1 rRNA gene is annotated in these 1,235 nt (G+C 59.0%); it reads left to right on the top strand.

Annotated features, from left to right (window positions below):
- Window positions 1-756: ribosomal RNA gene (locus BMYO_RS11360) — 16S ribosomal RNA — on the top strand; the annotation flags it as partial.
- Window positions 757-1,235 lie beyond the last annotated feature (479 nt).

Raw genomic sequence — 1,235 nt, 5'->3', positions numbered from 1 at the left:
TACCCTGGTAGTCCACGCCGTAAACGGTGGATGCTGGATGTGGGGCACGTTCCACGTGTTCCGTGTCGGAGCCAACGCGTTAAGCATCCCGCCTGGGGAGTACGGCCGCAAGGCTAAAACTCAAAGAAATTGACGGGGGCCCGCACAAGCGGCGGAGCATGCGGATTAATTCGATGCAACGCGAAGAACCTTACCTGGGCTTGACATGTTCCCGGCGACGGCAGAGATGTCGTTTCCCTTCGGGGCGGGTTCACAGGTGGTGCATGGTCGTCGTCAGCTCGTGTCGTGAGATGTTGGGTTAAGTCCCGCAACGAGCGCAACCCTCGCCTTGTGTTGCCAGCGGTTCGGCCGGGAACTCACAAGGGACCGCCGGGGTCAACTCGGAGGAAGGTGGGGATGACGTCAGATCATCATGCCCCTTACGTCCAGGGCTTCACGCATGCTACAATGGCCGGTACAACGGGATGCGACACTGTGAGGTGGAGCGGATCCCTGAAAACCGGTCTCAGTTCGGATCGGAGCCTGCAACCCGGCTCCGTGAAGGCGGAGTCGCTAGTAATCGCGGATCAGCAACGCCGCGGTGAATGCGTTCCCGGGCCTTGTACACACCGCCCGTCAAGTCATGAAAGTGGGTAGCACCCGAAGCCGGTGGCCTAACCTTTTCGGAGGGGGGAGCCGTCTAAGGTGAGACTCGTGATTGGGACTAAGTCGTAACAAGGTAGCCGTACCGGAAGGTGCGGCTGGATCACCTCCTTTCTACGGAGAATTTTCAGGATGCCGTTCGGCATCCGGTGTCAGCCCGGCGGCCGGATAGTCCGGTGTGTTCGGGTGTGCTGGTGTGGAGGGATCGTTGGCTTTCCCGTCGTCCGTCGTGGGATGCGGGTGGGGTGGTATGGATGCGCTTTTGGGCTCCCGGACTGCCACCCCAGGATTTGGTCCTGGTGCGGTCCGTGTGGCGCCCCTCGCGTCGCGTCGGCTTCCCTTGGTGGGGGGTCGGGCGTGCGTGTGGGTGTGCGTGGTGGTTTGAGAACTGGAGAGTGGACGCGAGCAGACGCCATCCGTTTGGCGGGTGGTGTTTGCTGTCGATTTCGATTCGAACTTCAATTATTTTTTTTGGTTGTGTTCGTTTCGATCGTTTTGTGATCATTTTGATGTGTTGATTTGTTGTCTGGGAGTCCAGTGCAGTGTTTTCGGGCTTCACACGGCATTGTGTGTTGTGTGTTGTCTTGAAGGGC

Source organism: Bifidobacterium myosotis (assembly GCF_002259745.1).
Taxonomy (GTDB): domain Bacteria; phylum Actinomycetota; class Actinomycetes; order Actinomycetales; family Bifidobacteriaceae; genus Bifidobacterium; species Bifidobacterium myosotis.
Note: the sequence above shows the minus strand (reverse complement) of the source record. Positions and strands in the feature narration are given on the sequence as shown.